Consider the following 16530-nt stretch of genomic DNA (forward strand, 5'->3'; position numbering starts at 1 on the left):
CGCAAGCCGCCGGACGACGGGACGGACATGACAGCAAAGCAACCTGAACGGCGCGTGCGCATCGGCGCGGGCGCCGGCTACTCGGGCGACCGGATCGAGCCCGCGGTCGAGCTGGCCGAACACGGGCAACTCGACTATCTCGTGTTCGAATGCCTGGCCGAGCGCACGATCGCGATCGCGCAGCAGGCGCGGCGCAAGGATCCGGCGCTCGGCTACGACCCGTTGCTCGACGCGCGGATGCACGCCGTGCTGCCGGTCGCGGCGGCGAAACGCGTGCGCATCGTGTCGAACATGGGCGCCGCGAACCCGCGCGCGGCGGCGCGGCACACCGCGCAGATCGCGCAGTCGCTCGGTATCGCGGGGCTGAAAGTCGCGGCAGTCGAAGGCGACGACGTGCTCGACGTCGTGCTGCGCGGCGCGTTCCGTTTCGAGGAGTCGGGCGACGAAGTCGCCGCGTATCGCGACCGCATCGTGTCCGCGAATGCGTACCTCGGCGCCGCGCCGATCGTCGACGCGCTCTCGGCAGGCGCGGACGTCGTGCTGACCGGGCGGGTCGCCGATCCGTCGCTGTTTGCCGCGCCGCTGATCCACGCGTTCGGCTGGCGGATGGACGACTGGGACACGCTCGGGCAGGCGACCGTCGTCGGCCATCTGCTCGAATGCGCCGGGCAGGTGACAGGCGGCTATTTCGCGGATCCCGGCTACAAGGACGTGCCGAACCTGGCGCGGCTCGGCTTCCCGATCGGCGAAGTCGCGGCTGACGGTTCGGTCGTGATCACGAAGGTGCCGCACGCGGGCGGCCGCGTGAGCGCGGCGACCTGCAAGGAACAGCTGCTCTACGAGATTCACGATCCGGCGCGCTATCTGCAACCCGATGTCGTCGCCGATTTCACGCATGTGGCGGTTGCCGAGGAGGCGGCCGACCGCGTGCGCGTGACGGGCGGCCGTGGAAGCGCGCGACCCGATACGCTGAAGGTGTCGGTTGCTTACGTCGACGGCTGGATCGGCGAAGGCCAGATTTCGTACGGCGGGCCGGGCGCGCTCGAACGTGCGCGCCTCGCGCGCGACATCGTCCGCGAACGGCTGGCGCTGACCGGCGTCGCGGCGACCGAGTGGCGCTTCGACCTGATCGGCATCGATTCCCTGTATGGCGACGCAACGCCGGCCGAGCGCGGCGAGCCGGCCGAGGTGCGCGTGCGGGTGGCCGGCCGTACGGCGAGCGCTGCCGAAGCCGCGCGGATCGGCAATGAAGTCGAGACGCTCTATACGAACGGGCCGGCCGGCGGCGGCGGCGCGTTCAAGTCGGCACGCGAGGTGATCGCCGTGCAGTCGGTGCTGCTGCCGCGTGCGGCCGTGACACCGTCGTTTTCATTCGTGGAGGCATGATGCAACTGCGTGAACTCGCGCATGCGCGCACCGGCGACAAGGGCAATACGCTGAACGTATCGGTCATCTGCCGCGATCCGCGTCATTTCGATCATCTGCGCGCGCATCTCGATGCGCAAGCGGTGAAGGCATGGCTCGCGGGCATCGTGCACGGCGACGTCGTGCGCTACGAACTGCCGGCGCTCGGTGCATTCAACTTCGTGCTGCGCGATGCGCTCGGGGGGGGCGTGACGCGTTCGCTCGCGCTCGACGCGCACGGCAAGTCGGTCAGTTCGGCGCTGCTGGCGATCGAGGTGCCCGATCCGGCGTGACGCGTGGCGTCGCCGCCGCGGGCAGGCAGGTGCGGGTCACGGAATCAGCAGCTCGCGACGTCCGTTCGCGTGCTCGATGCGTTCGCCGGCGATATGCAGGCGCTGATCTCGCCGATAGTCGTAGACCGCGCGCGATGCGGCGAGCTGGTCGAAGTCGAGTTCGAGCGCATGACGCGATTCGGTGTTGCCGGCTTCGAACATCACGTTGCCGTACGGATCGACCGCGAGGCTGCCGCCCGCGAACACGACGTCGTGCGTGCTGTCGCCGACGCGATTGGCGACTGCCGCGAACACCTGGTTCTCCATCGCGCGCGCCGACACCGACGTGCGGTGGACGTTGCGGTACGGCTCCATGTTGCCGTCGGTCACGAGGATCAGCTGGGCGCCGAGCGCGGCGAGTGCGCGGCCGGTTTCCGGGAATTCGCTGTCGTAGCAGATCAGCAAGCCGATCCGGACGCCGCGCCATTCGACCGTTGCGTAGCGGTCGCCCGGCAGCACGACGCCGTGCTCGCTCACCCACAGATGCGTCTTGCGATAGCGCAGCGCGATGCCGTCCGGCGTGACGAACACGGTCGTGTTGTAGAAGCGTCCGCCGTCGTTCTCGATCAGCCCGACCACAACCGCCACGTCGCGTGCGCGCGCAGCCGCAATGACCGCGCCGACGCTCGGGCCGTCGAGCGGCTCGGCGACTTCCGCGAGATTCGACGGATCGAGGAAGCCGGTGAGCTGCGCTTCCGGAAACATCACGATGTCGGTGCCGGGCGCGCAGGTCGCGATGGCGTCGAGCGTGCGCTGCAGGTTGTAGTGCGTGTCGCCGTCGCGGCCGGCGAGCTGGACGATGTCGAGCTTCAGTTTCATGGGCGGTTTCGGGGGCAGTGGCCCGTCGCGACACGCGGCGGAGCGGTTGGAAACAGGGCCTAGTATGCGCCGATCCTTACGGTTTCCCATCCCGCCGACGCGTTAACCCGTCGGGGGTATTGAACTCGCGACAGGTATCGACGGGGGCGTGAACGGATACGGAAATCAGTGGCTGCCGGAGGGCGTCGTGAATGGGCGAGTACCGACCGAATCCGCAAGGACGCCCGGACGGCGCGGTCGATAGACGGGATCGGCGCGCGAAACGCTCAGCCGTCGATCAGCGCCCAGTCGAACAGCGCGCTGCGCGTGCGCACGCCGAGCTTCGCGAACGCGCGCTTCACGTAGGTTTCGGCGGTCGAGTGGCGGATGTCGAGCAGGGTTGCGGCTTCCGGCACCGAGCGGCCGCTCAGCAGAAGCTTGCAGATTTCCTGCTCGCGGCGCGACAGGCGCACGTCCTGGCGCGCGATGCGCGTGTCGAAGCCGTGATGCGACGGCGCGTGGCTGGCCGCCGGCGCGATGCGGCGCGCGGCGCACGAGCGCGCATGCATTTCGAGCAACGGGAACAGCAGGTCGGCCATCTGCCGCAGGTGGAACAGCTCGTCGCGGCTGAATGCGGCCTGGCCGGTCGAGCGCGTGACCGACAGCGCATACTGGACGTTCGCATTGCCGTGCACGAGCATGCATTCCTGCGTGACGCGCTGTTCGTCGAAGAAGCGCCGGCGGAAATCGCCGTCGGGCAGTCCGCCGACGTGCCGCTGCAGCAGCAGCGTGCCGGTCGTGCCGCGCACCGGCTCGATGAGCGGATCGGTTTGCCAGAAATCCAGATAGTACGCATCCATCAGCGCGCACAGCTCCTGATACCGGTCACCCCAGCTCCCGAGCCATTCGATCAGATAACCCGACGCGGCGCCCGGGTCGGGCCGCCAGCGTTCGAGATGGATCGCGTCGGTGACGAGGCTCTCGTTGACGAAGCGGGCGACGGCATCGGCGAACCCGGCGGTGCCGGCCGCCCGGATCGTATTGCCGAGTGTCTGCGGCCGCACGCCGATGACAGGACCGGCGTGGCCGGGTGAAGCGGGTGGAGAGAGGTGCATCGCGGGGTGCCCGGGAGGCTGAACGATACGCGAACCTTACGCGAGCGGCGTGCGGACGTCAGCCGGGGATTGCCCGCGTCTGGGCCAGATCGCGGCGGCGCTGCGCATCACGCATCGGTCTGCGCCTTCAGGAACAGCGAAAACAGTTCCGACTGCGAATTGATCGAGAGCTTGGCGTAGATGTTGCGCCGGTGCACCTTGACGGTTTCCGCCGAGATTTCCAGCTTGTTTGCGACTTCCTTGTTCGAGCGACCGCTCAGGATCAGCCGGATCACGTCGAGTTCGCGGGCGGTGAGCGGGGTGCCGAGCCTGGCCATCGCGTGCTCGAAGCGGTGACTCGCGTCAGCACCGGCGCCGGCCGGGCGCGACGGCGCGGATTCGGCGGGTGTCCGCTCGTACGCGAGGCGCTGGCGCATCAGCGCGACGATCCACGGCCGCACCAGGTCGAGCAGTGCCACTTGTTCGGGGCTGAAGCGCCGCTTGCTGCCGAGCGACAGGCACAGCGTGCGCGTGTCGTCGAGCACGACGTTGAACTGCACCTCGTCCTCGACGACGTTGTGCGTGAAATAGCGCGTGTAGTACTCGGTGTCGCGAAAGCACTCGGGCGCGACGTCGGACAGCCGGAACAGGCCGCTGGCCGGCGCATCGCGGTTCGCGATGTAGAACGGATCCAGCAGGTACAGGCCCTGCACGTAGTCGCGAAACAGCGGGTCGGGGCCGCCGCCTTCGTACGCGCATTCGGCGAACACCAGCGGGCGGCCTTCGCCGAACATCAGCGCCACCCAGCTGTCGACCGCGACGTATTCCTCGATCAGCCGGATCAGCGACAGCCAGAAGCCCGGCTGGTCGAGCGACTCGATGAGCCGCCCGACCGAGCGGTGCCAGGCGACGTCCTGCAAGGTCAGGTTCATGCGTGTGTCCATGTCGGGCCGGCGATTCGACGCTTGCGGTGCCGCGCCGTGCGTGTACGCTACGGCCTCGCGGACCGATTCCCGCGTGCATCGAACGGAGCCTGGAGTGAAGAACGAGATCGTAACGCCGGCCGGCGCGAATGGCGAGGCCATGCGTCGCGGCCGGTGCGCGGCACTCGCCGTGGGCGCCGGGCTGGCGTGCGCGGGCGTGCTGGCTGCGCAATCGGCGGCCGCTGCGCCGCCGGCGTCGTGCAACGCGCAATTGACGGCGCTGATCGTACCGGCGCTGCGGCAGACCGCGATGGCGCGGCGCGACATCCATGCCGACGTGGACGAGCGCAACGGCCATCTCTACCGCATCCGGCTGTTCACGGTGCCCGACCACCCGGGCACGCCCAATCGCGAAGCGACGATCGGCTGGGTGACGCTCGATACGCAGGCGATGCGCGCACTCGACATCACATGCGATCCCGACCGGCCGGACGTGCTGAAGATCGACCGGCGCGCGCTGTCGCGTGCCGTGTCGGCGTGCGATGCGCCGGCTGCGCCGGTGCGCGGTGCCGTCGATTGCGACGCGCTGAACCGCCGCGCACAGGGGCAGGGTGATTTCGTGACGGGTAGCGACGCCGGGCGTGTCGTCACCGGCAAGGGGCGCCTGCCGTTCTTTTCCGCGCCGGACGACGCATGCCGGATCGACGGGCTGTTCATCGTCGAGCACGATCACGTCGATGCGCGGACCGAATATGGCCGTTTCACGTCGATTGTCTACCTGAATCCGCGCACGCGCGGCATGGCCGAGGGATGGGTGTCAACCGCGCGGCTGAAGCCGGACGGCACCGGCATCGCGCCACGGCAACCGTGATCGGGCGCGCCCGCAACCATTCACCGCCCATCCTTCCGACCAGAACGAACCTCGTCATGACAGTCCCGCACCGGAACACACGTCTCAAGCCGCTCGCGGCTTCGCTTGCTGCACTGGGTGCACTCGCGGTACTGACGGCGCTCTCCGCGCTGTCGCCCGTTTATGCCGTCGAGCCGGCCCAGCCCGACCATCAACTGAAGACCTTCATCCACGACACTTACGGCAACTGGCGTGCGGACCGCAAGGGTTGGCAGGCGGACGGCGACGATTTCATCTACGCGCCGTGTGGCTCGCTGCGCGTCGCGACCGCGGACGGCGCGCGCACGCTGCTCGCGGTGTGCGGCGAAACCGAAGCGGCCGTGCAGAACGGAACGCCGGGCATGGATGCGGACGCGTCGACCGGCACGATCGACCTGTACGTGCTGAAGCCGACGGCCGACGGCAAGACGCTCGAGCCGGTCGTGAAGAAAACGGAGATCGCGTCGGGCACGCGCGGCGAGCCGGGCACGGTGCGCATCGAGCGGCTCGGGCCGCACGTGTTCGGGTTCGTCATCGGCGAACGCGACATGCGGCAAGGCTATACGCAAAGCTTCCGCTCGATCTGGCTGCCGTACGGCAACGCGCTGGTGCAGGCGGCGGCGCGCATCGACGAGGCGCTCGACAACGCGGAGTCGACCGAATGTGCGAACGCGCACGCTCGCTGCGAGGAGCGCCGCTTCGAGATCGTGCCGGACCTGACCGGCACCGGCGACGTCTATCCGCTGACGGTCAGCGAAACGGGCACGCGCGGCGACAAGGCCATCCGCGCACGCCATACGGTGACGTTCGATGCGGCACGCGGCCGCTACGTCGTGCCGAAGGCATTGCGCGACGGCTACTGAGCCGTCGCGCGCGGGAACGGGCGGCGTGGCGCCGCCCGTGCATCACACGTACAGGTAGCGTACGAGGTGGAAGAACACCGGCGCGGCGAAGCAGATCGAGTCGACGCGATCGAGCATCCCGCCGTGGCCCGCGATCATCGAGCCCCAGTCCTTCGTGCCGAGCGAGCGCTTGACGGCCGACAGCACGAGCCCGCCGACGAAGCCCGCGATCACGATCGCGAGCGAGATGCCGAAGGCCGCGCCGAAGCTGAACGGCGTCACGCGATACAGCGACGCGCCGCACAGCGTGGCCAGCAAACCGCCGCCGACGAAGCCTTCGATCGTCTTCGACGGCGACAGCTGCGGCGCGATCTTGCGGCGCCCGAACAGCTTGCCGACCACATATTGCAGCACGTCGCTGATCTGCACGACGAACAGGAAGAAGAACAGCAGCAGCGCGTTCTGCCCCGCGTAGCGCGGAATATCGAGGATCAGCACGGCCGGCGCATGGCTCAGGCCGTACACGCACACCATCAGCGCCCAGTTGATCTTCGCGTTGCGGCTCAGGAATTCGCGCGTGTCCTGCGTGAGCGCCGAGACGAGCGACATCGCGAAGAACAGGTGTACGGGCACGAAGATCGAATACATCCCGTACCAGTTGATCCCGAGCAGCAGGTACTGCACGGGGATCGCGACGAAGAACGCGATGAAGAGCGTCGTATGGTCGCTCGCGGTGGTCGGCGTGAGCGTGATGAATTCGCGCAGCGTCAGGTACGACAGCAGCGCGAACACGAGATACGTGACGTTGTTGCCGAGGCCGATCGCGATGGCCATGATCGCGATCATCGCCCACCACGCGCGGATGCGCTGGTTCAGGTTGACGATGGTCGAGCTCTGGCCGCCGCTGCGCGCGCCGAGGATCGCGCCGATCACGGTCGCGACGACGAGCACGCCCGTGACGCCCGCGACCAGTTCCCAGAAGATGGTTCGCATTGTTGTTGGTATCCGGAAAAAGGGAGAAAAGGGCGGCGCGTTCAGCCGGCGGGCCGCTGCGGCGGCGCGAGCGCGACGACCGCGTCGCGCATGCGGGCGAGGAAGGTCGGCTTCTCTTCCTGGTCGCCGAGCGCGTCGTTCGCCCCGAAATGCACCTTGCAGATCAGCGGCACGGGCCAGATCGCGCCCTTCGGCATGATGCGCTGCAGGTTCTCGAGGTAGACGGGCGCGAGCGCGACGTCCGGGAATTCGGTCGCGAGATGGAACAGCCCGCTCTTGAACGGCTGTGGCAGCACCTCGGCGCCGCGCGTGCCTTCCGGGAAGATGATGATCGAATGGCCCTGCCGCAGCGCGTCGCGCACGGGGTCGAGCGGGTCGCCGCCGGATTCGCGGTGGCGGTCGATCAGCACGACGTTCAGCAGCTTCTGCGCGATGTGCCGCTTCATGTCGCTGCTGTCCCAGTAGTCGCGCGCGGCGACCGGCCGCACGACCGCGCGCACGTTGCGCGGCAGCGCGGCGAGGATCGCGAGCGTGTCGATGTGGCTCGTGTGATTCGAGAAATAGATTTTCTGCGTCGGGGACGGCGGCGCCTGATGCCAGACCGGATACGCGCCGGCGACGAGTCGCACGATGGACAGCAGGAAGTCGCGCTGCCAGACATTGAGGATGTTCATCGGCACGGTGCCTCCTGCCTGCATGCCCGGCCCGCTGCGCAAGCGCGGCGGGCGGAACCCCGGAATGCCGGCGCGGCAGGATGCGCGCCGGACGGCTCTTGTTTAAATTTTTTCAAATTCGTGGCTGCCTGTCGCAGGTCCGCGATAATCGGACGATTCGCCGTCGCACGCTGTTGCGTCGCGGCGAATGCGCCGGTCGGCGGCGTGATAATCGGCTGTTGCACGAGTGCCCGTCTGCAGTTCGAATGGATCTCACCGCGATCGGGCCAGCGGATTATCGCGAGTTTCGCTGAAAAACGCCAGATTCGCGCCGCGCGGGCGTGCCGGGCCGCAGGCTTGACGCATCGGGGCCGCTCGGCGACGATTAGGGCCGTCCAATGAAGGCTGACGAAGGCCGTTTCGCCGCCCGGGGCATGGCGGCGGGAAACGTATCCGACTGTGCCGCGCAAATAAAACGATGAGCCTCTACGCACTCAAACCCAAATTCCAGAACCGTCTGCGCCCGTTCGCGAATTCGCTCGCCGAACGCGGCGTCACGGCCAACCAGGTCACGCTGTTCGCGGCCGGCGGCTCGATCGTCGTGGGCGCGCTCGCCGGCCTGGGCGTGTTCGCCCGTGCGCTGTTCCTGCTGATTCCGCTGTGGCTGTTCGCGCGGATGGCGCTCAACGCGATCGACGGGATGCTCGCGCGCGAGCACGGGCAGAAGAGCACGCTCGGCGCGTACCTGAACGAGCTCGGCGACATCGTGTCCGACGTCGCGCTCGTGCTGCCGTTCCTCGCCATGTCCGCGTTCGCTCCGGCGGACGTCTGGCTGTTCGCGCTGACGGCGGTGATCGTCGAATGCGCGGGGCTGATCGGCCCGCTCGTCGGCGCGACGCGCCGCTACGACGGCCCGTTCGGCAAGAGTGACCGGGCGCTGGCCCTCGGCGCGTTCGCGCTGTGGATCGGCCTCGGATTCCCGGTCGGCAGCGTCGCCGCGTGGCTGTGGCGGCTGCTGATCGTGCTGTCGATCGTGACGGCGGTGCGGCGCGTACGGGCCGGGATCGCCGAAGCGGGCGGCTGATGGCCCGGGCGCCGGAGGGCGGCGCCACACAATTCGAATAACGAAACGAGAGAAATCGCATGAGCGCACGCACGGCACGTGAGGCCGACTTCATCACGCACGACGGCGAAACGCTGTTCTATCGGCACTGGCCCGCAACGGCACCGCATTGCCGCGGCGCCGTCGTGCTCCTGCATCGCGGCCACGAACATTCGGCGCGCGTCGCGCACCTCGTCGACGAGCTCGACCTGCCGGATTTTGCATTTTTCGCGTGGGACGCGCGCGGTCACGGCCGCTCGCCGGGCGCGCGCGGCTACAGCCCGAGCGCGGCCGCGTCGGTGCGCGACCTGCAGACCTTCGTCGAACATATCCGCGACACGCACGGCATCGCGATCGAGGACATGGCGGTCGTCGGCCAGAGCGTCGGCGCGGTGCTCGCGGCCACCTGGGCGCACGACTATGCGCCGCCGATCCGCGCGCTCGTCGTGGCGTCGCCGGCATTCCACATCAAGCTTTACGTGCCGTTCGCGCGGCCGGGGCTGCGGCTGATGCACAAGCTGCGCGGGCTGTTCTATGTGAACAGCTACGTGAAGCCGAAATTCCTCACGCACGATCCCGAGCGGATCGCGAGCTATGCGTCCGATCCGCTGATCACGCGGCCGATCGCGGTCAACATGCTGCTCGACCTGCACGACACCGCGCAGCGGATCGTCGCCGACGCGGCCGCGATCACCGTGCCGACGCAGTTGCTGATCTCGGGCGCCGACTGGGTCGTGCATCGCGGCCCGCAGGATCGTTTCTTCGAACGGCTCGGCGCGGCGCGCAAGGAGCGCATCGTACTGCCGGGCTTCTATCACGACACGCTCGGCGAACGCGACCGCGCACAGGCGCTCGCGCCGCTGCGCGCGTTCGTGCTGCGCGAGTTCGACGCGCCGAGCCCGCGCGTGTCGCTCGCCGATGCCGACCGGCGCGGCGCGTTCCACGACGAATACGCGGCGCTCGGCCGGCCGCCCGCGAACGTATTCGCGCGGGCGTACTGGGCGCTCACGCGCGCCGGCCTGAAGGCAGGCGGCGCGCTGTCGGACGGCATCGCGCTCGGGCTGCGGCTCGGCTTCGATTCGGGCTCGACGCTCGACTACGTGTACCGCAACCGTGCGCAGGGGCGGCTCGGCGTCGGCGCGCTGATCGACCGCACGTATCTCGATTCGCCGGGCTGGATCGGCATCCGCCAGCGCAAGGTGCATCTGCAGGAACTGATCGGCACGGCGATCGGCCGCCTGCGCGGGCACGGCTCGCCGGTGCGGATCGTCGACATCGCGGCCGGTCACGGGCGCTATGTGCTCGACGCGATCGCGTCGGCCGCCGAGCGCGACGGCGCGGCGCCCGACGACATCACGCTGCGCGACTACAGCCCGCCGAACGTCGAGGCCGGGCGCGTGCTGATCGCGCAGCGCGGCCTCGAGCCGATCGCGCGCTTCGAGCGCGGCGACGCATTCGACGAGACATCGCTCGCGACGCTCGAGCCGCGCCCGACACTCGCGATCGTGTCGGGCCTGTACGAGCTGTTCGGCGAGAACGCGCTGATCGAGCGCTCGTTGCGCGGGCTCGCGCAGGCCGTGCCGCCGGGCGGCTATCTCGTCTATACCGGGCAGCCGTGGCATCCGCAGCTCGAATTCATTGCGCGCGCGCTGAACAACCACCGCGGCGAGGCGACCTGGGTGATGCGCCGCCGTTCGCAGGCCGAGATGGACGAGCTCGTCGCGCGCGCAGGCTTCCGCAAGCTCGAGCAGCGGATCGACGAGATGGGCATCTTCACGGTCAGCCTCGCGCAGCGGGTCGACGCGTCATGAGCGCGCTCGGCGGCGGCGCGGGCGGCCTTGCCGAACCGGCGGCCGGCGCGCGCGACGCGTCGTTCGCACTGCGCTTCGGCTGGCTCGCGGCGATGGGCGCGGTGTTCTTCTCGACGTACGGCTTCGCGAACTGGCTCGCCGCGCGCCGCGCGGCAGTGCCGACGTTCGCGTTCGGCTGGGAGCATGCGATCCCGTTCGTGCCGTGGACCATCGTGCCGTACTGGTCGATCGACCTGCTGTATGCGCTGTCGTTCTTCTTCTGGACGCGCCGCGCCGATCTGCTCGATCACGTGAAACGGCTGCTGACCGTGCAACTGGTGTCGGTCGGCTGCTTCATCGTGTGGCCGCTGCGTTTCGGGTTCGAGCGGCCCGACGCGGGCGGCGTGGCCGGCACGCTGTTCACGCTGCTGATGGGCTTCGACAAGCCGTTCAACCAGGCGCCGTCGCTGCATATCGGCTTGCTCGTCGTGCTGTGGGCCGTCTACGCGAAGCACCTGCGCGGCACGTTCGCGCGCGCCGTGCTGCATCTGTGGTTCGCGGCGATCGGCGTATCGGTGCTGACGACCTACCAGCACCACGCGATCGACGTGCCGACCGGCGCGGCCGTCGGTTGTCTCGCACTGTTCCTGTTTCCGCTGCGCGATGCGGCGGGCCGCTTGCCGGGCGCCGACGCGTCGCCGGGCGCGGCCGGCCGCGCGCTCGCGCGGCGCTATGCGCTCGGCGCCGCACTGGTGGCGCTGGCGGCCCTGTGGTGCGTGCCGCGCGCGCCGGGCTGGGCGCTGGCGGCAGGGTGGATCGCGCTGGCGCTGGCGTGCGTGGCATGGGTCTACCGGCGTGGCGCGCCCGGCGCATTCCAGAAGGATGCGCACGGCCGGTTGCCGGTCTTCGTTCGCTGGCTGCTCGCTCCGACGATTGCCGGTGCGTTCGTCAATTCGCGGCTGTGGACGTTCCGGCAGCCGGCGCCGGTGCGGATCGACGCACGCGTGTCGATCGGCCGTACGCCGACGACGCGCGACCTCCGGCGCCACGGTTTCACCGCGCTGGTCGACCTGACTGCCGAGATGCCGCGCTGGGCGGCGGCCGATGCGTCGCTCGCGTATGCGTCCGTGCCGCAGCTCGATCTGGTCGCGCCGACGCCGGCGCAGCTCGCGCAGGCCGTCGCGGCGCTCGAACGCCTGCACGGGGACGGGCGCGACGTGCTGGTCTGCTGCGCGCTAGGCTATGGGCGCAGCGTGCTGTGCGCGGCCGCGTGGCTCGCCGCGCGGCGCGGGCTGGGCGATGCGCGCGACGCGCTGGCGGCGGTGCGCGCGGTGCGGCCGCATGCGGTGTGGTCGGATGACGGCGTGGGCGTGCTGCAGGACTGGATCGATCGCCGTCGCGACATGGGACGGGCGTGATGCGCGATCCGTCCGCTCCCTTCAGGATTGCCGCCGCGCGCGGCGCGCTCGATGCGGGTGCATGGGCGATCGCGGCGGCGCTGGCCGCGGCCGGCGCGGGCTGGTGGATCGCGGCGGGCTGGGCGCCGGCGACGCTCGCCCGCGGGCTGCTGGCCGTCGTCAGCTCCGGGTCGGGGATTGCGGCGTTGTGGTACGCGGTGCGCATCGCGATCGACCGCCGGCTGTTCGCGGCGCTCGCGCGGGCGGCCGCGGGCGACGGGGCGCTCGACGACGGGCTCGAGGCGCTCGACCGCGCGCTCACCGATCTCGGCTGGATCGACGCGACGAAGGCCGGGCGCGCGCTCGACGCGCGCGTGCGCGGTGCGGTCGGGCTGTGCCGTGCCGGCGTGCTCGTCGCGATCGTGCAGTGGCTCGTGGTCGGGATCGCGCTCGCGGTGCCGCTGACCGGCTAGCGTCGCCCGTCAGGCGTTACGCGTGCGCGGTGCGCTGCGACCGCGTCCGCTTGGCTTCGTACATCGCCTGATCGGCGTGCTCGATCAGCGCGTTCATGTCGGTGCCGTCTTCCGGCAGCATCGCGATTCCGACGCTGACGCCGAGCCGCAGCGCGTGCCCCTCGAATTCGAACGGTTCGCCGACCTGCCGCGCGAGCCGCGTGCTTTGCGCGTGCGCATCGTCGCGGGTGCCGATGTTCGGCAGGATCACCGCGAATTCGTCGCCGCCGACGCGCGCGACCGTGTCCGAGCGCCGTACCACCCCCTGCATCCGCGTAGCGATCTCGCGCAGCGCGGCGTCGCCCGCGCGGTGGCCGAACCCGTCGTTGATCGGCTTCAGTCCGTCCATGTCGATGTTGAGAATGCCGAGCCGGCCGTTTGCGCGCAGCGCCGTGTGCATCGACTGGCGCAGGCGGTCGTAGAACAGCGCGCGGTTAGGCAGGCCCGTGAGCGCGTCGTGCGTCGCGCGCAGGTACAGCTCGTTCGCCTCGTTGCGCGCCGCGTGGAACATCGCGGCGGCAATCAGGTCGGCCATCAGCCGCAGCGTGCCGGCGTCGGCCTGCGAGAAGCCGTCGACGTTCGGCGACATCACCTTCAGCACGCCGACCGTCGTGTCGGCATGCGTGAGCGGCATCACGAGCATCGAGCGCAGGCCGACGCGGCGGCACGCGTCGCGATCGACGCGCGGGTCGATTTCCGAATCGACGCAGTGCAGCAATTCGCCTTGCTGCACGCACAGGCCCGACAGGCTGCCCGAGCGCCGCAACCGCAGCCCGAGCATCCCGGCAGCCGTGCCCGACGCGGCGCGGTACACCATGTCGTCGCCTTCGGCGAATTCGACCGCGGCGGCGCTCGCGCCGGTGAGCTGCGGCACCTGCTCGGCCACGTAGGCCATCACGCTGCCGAGGTCGAGACCGAGTTTCGCGATTTCGGTCTGCGTCGCGATGATGCGCAGCAGCGTGTCGGAGGAAGGGGGGGCGGGGTCGATGATTTGATTCAAGTCAGTTTTCCGTGAAAGAAAGCACGTCCGGCGTCGCGGGTTTGCGGTAGCATACGCGCCGCTCCGCGGCAGCGCGTTCCGGGCGGTCTGCAACGGACCGCCGCACCGCGCCGGCAGTATGCCGTTCGACCCGTCTGGCGACAACGGCGCAATTCTTACCATTCGTACCGCATGCGCAGCATTTCCGACCGGATTGAGGTTTTTTTCGCTTCGCCGTCGCGAAGCGGCGTTAGTTTTGTCCCATTTTTGAGATAGTGTGACGAATGCGCGTGCGCCAGTGCCAGGCGCGCGGAGCACGACGACGGCCATGAAAGGATTTGCCGCGTCGTTTCGATAAATGCATCAGGCCAGTTCGCCATATGAGGGGAAGCAGTGGGGATGTGCACTCACGGGCATAGCTGCTTAGCGCGCGTCGGTTCCGACACGCTTGATGACCGGATCAGCCAGACGAAACGGAGGGGCGCATGAAGCCGTCCGCGTCGCTGCTCGTCCTGTCGGTCGCCATGGTTGGCGCTTTCCACACGGCCGCGTTGTCGGCCGCGCCGATGCCGGCAGTGCCGGCCGTCGCGTCAGGTCCCGGTCCCGGTCAAGCGGCGGCACCTGCCGAGGCAGCCGCGCCGACGCTCGCGGCTGCGCCGCCGGCGGCCAGCGCGCCGGCCGCCGGCCTGCCGGCCACGACCGTGCGTCTGCCGTTCGCGTCGCTCGGCGCGTTCGATCCGCTGCGCCTGCGCGGCGCCGACGACGCCCGCACGATCAACGCCGGCGTGCGGCTCGACCGCGTGGTCACGGGCGCGCGGCTGCGCCTGACCTACGCGTATTCGCCGTCGCTGATATTCCCGATGTCGCACCTGAAGGTGTCGGTGAACGGCGAGGTGATCGCGACCGTCCCGTTCGACGCCGCGCGCGCGGGCCGCACGGTCACGCAAGAGATCCCGATCGATCCGCGCTACTTCTCGGATTTCAACCAGCTCGGCTTGCGCCTGATCGCCCATTACACGCTCGACCATTGCGAGGATCCGGCGAACTCGGCGCTGTGGGCCGACGTGAGCCCGACGAGCGAACTGATCCTCGACGAATCGCCGGTGCGCCTGCCGAACGATCTCGCGCTGCTGCCTGCGCCATTCTTCGACCGGCGCGACAACGGTCGCGTGCGGCTGCCGTTCGTGCTGCCGGCCACGCCCGATTCGGCGACGCTGCGCAGCGCGGGCGTGCTCGCGTCGTGGTTCGGCGCGCTGGCCGACTACCGGCATGCGCGCTTCCCGGTGTCGTCCGGGCTGCCGGCCGACGATCAGGCGGTGGTGGTCGGCACCGCCGCGACGCTGCCGGCCGGCCTCGCGCTGCCGTCGGTCAACGGCCCGCTGCTCGCGGTCGCCGACAACCCGGCCGCACCGGGGCGCAAGCTGCTGGTCGTCACGGGCCGCACGGCGGCCGAAGTCGACGACGCGGTGGCGGCACTCGTGCTCGGCCGCGCGGCGCTGTCGGGGCCGGCGGCCACGGTCGCGCACGTCGATCTCGGCGCGCCGCGCAAGCCGTACGACGCGCCGCGCTGGCTGCCGGTGAACCGGCCGATCACGTTCCGCGAGCTCGTGAACGATCCGCGTCAGCTGGAAGTGCGCGGCACGACGCCCGATGCGATCCGGCTGAACCTGCGCGTGCCGGCCGACCTTCACTCGTGGAACGGCGCGGGCGTGCCGATCACGCTGCGCTACCGCTACACGGCGCCGACCGTGCAGGACAACTCGACGCTCGCCGTCGAGATCAACGACCAGCTCGTGAAGTCGTACCGGCTCGGGCCGGCCCAGGCCGAGGACGCGCGCGGCCGCATGCAGCTGCCGCTGCTGTCGGTGCCGGAAGGGCGCGTGACGAGCGATGTCGACATTCCTGCGTTCCGCGTCGGCAGCGGCAACCAGCTGCAGTTCCGCTTCACGCTCGATTCGCAGAAGACGGGCCTGTGTTCGAGCACGGCCACCGAGCCGCAGCGCGCGGCGATCGATCCCGATTCGACGATCGACTTCTCGCACTTCGTCCATTACGCGCAACTGCCGAACCTCGCGTTTTTCGCGAACAGCGGCTTCCCGTTCACGCGCTTCGCGGACCTGTCGCAGACAGCCGTCGTGCTGCCCGACCGGCCGTCGCCGCAGGAGCTCGAGGCCTACCTGACGATGCTCGGCCACATGGGCGAATGGACCGGCTTCCCGGCGCTGCGCGTGCAGGTCGCGCGCCCCGGCGACGTTGCCGCGTTGGCGGGCAGCAAGGACCTGCTCGTGATCGACGGCTCGCCTGCGTCGCCGCTGCTTGCGCACTGGCGCTCGGCGCTGCCGCTCGCGATCGGCGAGCAGGGCGGTGCGGGCGGCGGCGCGACGCGCGTCGCGTTCACGGTGAAGGAGCGCTGGCGCAACGGCGTCGGGCTTGCCGACGGCGGCGCGCATATCGAACAGAGCGGCCCGCTCGCGGCGCTCGCCGGTTTCGAGCTGCCGGGCAGCCGTGGCCGCAGCGTCGTCGCGCTGACGGCGACCGACCAGCCGCGCCTCGGCGATCTGCTCGACGTGTTCGAGAACGCCGGGCTCGTGTCGCAGCTGCAGGGCGACCTCGCGGTGGTGCGGCCGGGGCAGGTCGACAGCCTGCGGGTCGGCGAGCCGTACGTGGTCGGCTTCGTGCCGTGGTATGCGCGCGTATGGACGCATGCGGCGCGGCATCCGGTCGCGCTCGGCGCGGTTGGCGTCGTCGCGGGGCTGCTGCTCGCGCTCGGCGTGTTCAGCGTGCTGCAGAGAATCGCTGCGCGTCGACGGGGGATGTAACGG

General features: G+C 69.8%; 15 protein-coding genes. 9 read left to right on the forward strand and 6 right to left on the reverse strand.

All coding sequences use genetic code 11. The features are described from left to right. The first annotated feature begins 27 nt into the window (after nt 1–27). Nucleotides 28–1386 carry an acyclic terpene utilization AtuA family protein gene (locus tag ACWMMN_RS06985; RefSeq protein WP_486423143.1) on the forward strand — a complete coding sequence of 453 codons (1359 nt, stop codon included), beginning with the start codon at nt 28–30 and terminating at the stop codon, nt 1384–1386. Further along, complete coding sequence (locus tag ACWMMN_RS06990; protein ID WP_059236821.1) at nt 1386–1697, forward strand: AtuA-related protein; 312 nt, start codon at nt 1386–1388, stop codon at nt 1695–1697. The genes ACWMMN_RS06985 and ACWMMN_RS06990 overlap by 1 nt, the downstream gene beginning before the upstream one ends. A gap of 36 nt (nt 1698–1733) precedes the next feature. On the opposite strand, the gene ACWMMN_RS06995 is transcribed toward ACWMMN_RS06990, so the two are convergent. From ACWMMN_RS06995 to ACWMMN_RS07005, 3 genes are all read right to left on the reverse strand, one after another. Continuing rightward, complete coding sequence (locus ACWMMN_RS06995; protein ID WP_059234891.1) at nt 1734–2555, reverse strand: carbon-nitrogen hydrolase family protein; 822 nt, start codon at nt 2553–2555, stop codon at nt 1734–1736. 266 nt (nt 2556–2821) lie between these two features. After that, complete coding sequence (locus ACWMMN_RS07000) at nt 2822–3649, reverse strand: helix-turn-helix transcriptional regulator (RefSeq protein WP_174992094.1); 828 nt, start codon at nt 3647–3649, stop codon at nt 2822–2824. A 107-nt stretch (nt 3650–3756) separates the two neighbouring features. Further along, nucleotides 3757–4560, reverse strand: a complete 804-nt coding sequence (locus tag ACWMMN_RS07005; RefSeq protein ID WP_342704038.1) for a LuxR C-terminal-related transcriptional regulator — start codon at nt 4558–4560, stop codon at nt 3757–3759. Nucleotides 4561–4666: 106 nt separating this feature from the next. Between ACWMMN_RS07005 and ACWMMN_RS07010 the strand changes: the two genes are divergently transcribed. Next, complete coding sequence (locus ACWMMN_RS07010; RefSeq protein ID WP_486423144.1) at nt 4667–5422, forward strand: hypothetical protein; 756 nt, start codon at nt 4667–4669, stop codon at nt 5420–5422. A gap of 56 nt (nt 5423–5478) precedes the next feature. Further along, nucleotides 5479–6303 carry a hypothetical protein gene (locus tag ACWMMN_RS07015; protein ID WP_059234887.1) on the forward strand — a complete coding sequence of 275 codons (825 nt, stop codon included), beginning with the start codon at nt 5479–5481 and terminating at the stop codon, nt 6301–6303. Between the two features lie 42 nt (nt 6304–6345). Here ACWMMN_RS07015 and ACWMMN_RS07020 read toward each other — a convergent pair whose 3' ends face one another. Both ACWMMN_RS07020 and ACWMMN_RS07025 read right to left on the reverse strand, forming a co-directional pair. After that, a complete protein-coding gene (locus ACWMMN_RS07020) occupies nt 6346–7275 on the reverse strand; it encodes a phosphatidate cytidylyltransferase (RefSeq protein WP_059234885.1) in 930 nt (309 codons plus the stop codon). A 41-nt stretch (nt 7276–7316) separates the two neighbouring features. Then, nucleotides 7317–7949 (reverse strand): lysophospholipid acyltransferase family protein, encoded by a 633-nt coding sequence (locus ACWMMN_RS07025; protein WP_174992097.1) that lies wholly within the window; start codon nt 7947–7949, stop codon nt 7317–7319. A gap of 457 nt (nt 7950–8406) precedes the next feature. Between ACWMMN_RS07025 and ACWMMN_RS07030 the strand changes: the two genes are divergently transcribed. The 4 genes from ACWMMN_RS07030 to ACWMMN_RS07045 are packed head-to-tail and all read left to right on the forward strand — an operon-like array spanning nt 8407 to nt 12690. Beyond that, the gene (locus ACWMMN_RS07030; protein ID WP_059234883.1) at nt 8407–9012 is read left to right on the forward strand and encodes a CDP-alcohol phosphatidyltransferase family protein; all 606 of its coding nucleotides are present in this window, start codon (nt 8407–8409) and stop codon (nt 9010–9012) included. A gap of 59 nt (nt 9013–9071) precedes the next feature. Beyond that, nucleotides 9072–10841 (forward strand): bifunctional alpha/beta hydrolase/class I SAM-dependent methyltransferase, encoded by a 1770-nt coding sequence (locus tag ACWMMN_RS07035; RefSeq protein WP_174992098.1) that lies wholly within the window; start codon nt 9072–9074, stop codon nt 10839–10841. Next, nucleotides 10838–12238, forward strand: a complete 1401-nt coding sequence (locus tag ACWMMN_RS07040; RefSeq protein WP_486423145.1) for a phosphatase PAP2/dual specificity phosphatase family protein — start codon at nt 10838–10840, stop codon at nt 12236–12238. Before ACWMMN_RS07035 ends, ACWMMN_RS07040 begins: the two co-directional genes overlap by 4 nt. Beyond that, nucleotides 12238–12690: a hypothetical protein gene (locus ACWMMN_RS07045; protein ID WP_174992100.1), complete on the forward strand. Its 453-nt coding sequence runs from the start codon at nt 12238–12240 to the stop codon at nt 12688–12690. The genes ACWMMN_RS07040 and ACWMMN_RS07045 overlap by 1 nt, the downstream gene beginning before the upstream one ends. A 16-nt stretch (nt 12691–12706) precedes the next feature. On the opposite strand, the gene ACWMMN_RS07050 is transcribed toward ACWMMN_RS07045, so the two are convergent. Next, the gene (locus ACWMMN_RS07050; protein WP_407045092.1) at nt 12707–13729 is read right to left on the reverse strand and encodes a sensor domain-containing diguanylate cyclase; all 1023 of its coding nucleotides are present in this window, start codon (nt 13727–13729) and stop codon (nt 12707–12709) included. 464 nt (nt 13730–14193) lie between these two features. On the opposite strand from ACWMMN_RS07050, the gene bcsB reads away from it, so the two are divergent. Continuing rightward, nucleotides 14194–16527 (forward strand): cellulose biosynthesis cyclic di-GMP-binding regulatory protein BcsB, encoded by a 2334-nt coding sequence (gene bcsB / locus ACWMMN_RS07055; protein ID WP_256085878.1) that lies wholly within the window; start codon nt 14194–14196, stop codon nt 16525–16527. Nucleotides 16528–16530 lie beyond the last annotated feature (3 nt).

The sequence above is a fragment of the Burkholderia cepacia complex sp. TUM26381 genome, from assembly GCF_057439935.1.

Bases quoted from the DNA above. Each gene is read 5' to 3' on its own strand.
- ACWMMN_RS06985 (WP_486423143.1), top strand. From the start codon at position 28: ATGACAGCAAAGCAACCTGAACGGCGCGTGCGCATCGGCGCGGGCGCC.
- ACWMMN_RS06990 (WP_059236821.1), top strand. From the start codon at position 1,386: ATGCAACTGCGTGAACTCGCGCATGCGCGCACCGGCGACAAGGGCAAT.
- ACWMMN_RS06995 (WP_059234891.1), bottom strand. From the start codon at position 2,555: ATGAAACTGAAGCTCGACATCGTCCAGCTCGCCGGCCGCGACGGCGAC.
- ACWMMN_RS07000 (WP_174992094.1), bottom strand. From the start codon at position 3,649: ATGCACCTCTCTCCACCCGCTTCACCCGGCCACGCCGGTCCTGTCATC.
- ACWMMN_RS07005 (WP_342704038.1), bottom strand. From the start codon at position 4,560: ATGAACCTGACCTTGCAGGACGTCGCCTGGCACCGCTCGGTCGGGCGG.
- ACWMMN_RS07015 (WP_059234887.1), top strand. From the start codon at position 5,479: ATGACAGTCCCGCACCGGAACACACGTCTCAAGCCGCTCGCGGCTTCG.
- ACWMMN_RS07020 (WP_059234885.1), bottom strand. From the start codon at position 7,275: ATGCGAACCATCTTCTGGGAACTGGTCGCGGGCGTCACGGGCGTGCTC.
- ACWMMN_RS07025 (WP_174992097.1), bottom strand. From the start codon at position 7,949: ATGAACATCCTCAATGTCTGGCAGCGCGACTTCCTGCTGTCCATCGTG.
- ACWMMN_RS07030 (WP_059234883.1), top strand. From the start codon at position 8,407: ATGAGCCTCTACGCACTCAAACCCAAATTCCAGAACCGTCTGCGCCCG.
- ACWMMN_RS07035 (WP_174992098.1), top strand. From the start codon at position 9,072: ATGAGCGCACGCACGGCACGTGAGGCCGACTTCATCACGCACGACGGC.
- ACWMMN_RS07040 (WP_486423145.1), top strand. From the start codon at position 10,838: ATGAGCGCGCTCGGCGGCGGCGCGGGCGGCCTTGCCGAACCGGCGGCC.
- ACWMMN_RS07045 (WP_174992100.1), top strand. From the start codon at position 12,238: ATGCGCGATCCGTCCGCTCCCTTCAGGATTGCCGCCGCGCGCGGCGCG.
- bcsB (WP_256085878.1), top strand. From the start codon at position 14,194: ATGAAGCCGTCCGCGTCGCTGCTCGTCCTGTCGGTCGCCATGGTTGGC.